The following is a 450-nucleotide window of genomic DNA, read 5'->3' as shown; positions in this document are numbered from 1 at the left end:
AACTCTTTGTATTCCTCATTCTTAGGATCTTCAGGTTCTACCCAACACGCTTTATGTACATTTAAATTCTCATATGTACATTTCGCCCCGTATTCATGTTCTAACCGATATTGAATAACTTCATATTGCAGTGCACCAACAGTACCAATTACTTTCCTTCCGTTCAATTCTAAAGTAAATAATTGTGCAACACCCTCATCCATAAGCTGATCAATACCTTTAAATAGCTGTTTAGCTTTCATAGGATCAGCATTATTAATATATCTAAAATGCTCGGGAGAAAAACTAGGAACACCTTTGTAATTGAGTACTTCGCCTTCAGTTAAAGTGTCTCCAATCTTAAATGTGCCAGTATCTTGTAACCCTACAATATCACCAGGGTAGGAGATATCAACTATTTCCTTTTTTTCAGCAAAAAAAGCATTAGGGCTCGAAAACTTCACTTTTTTC

Annotated in this window: 1 pseudogene; it reads right to left on the bottom strand. The window is 35.3% G+C overall.

Features of this window, described 5'->3' with window-relative positions:
• Positions 1-450 (bottom strand): annotated as a pseudogene (prfC, locus tag H4O21_RS28145) (peptide chain release factor 3); the annotation flags it as partial.

The sequence above is a fragment of the Oceanospirillum sediminis genome, assembly GCF_014164585.1.
GTDB classification, from domain to species: domain Bacteria; phylum Pseudomonadota; class Gammaproteobacteria; order Pseudomonadales; family Halomonadaceae; genus Oceanospirillum; species Oceanospirillum sediminis.
This window is presented reverse-complemented; position numbering and strand designations above follow the sequence as displayed.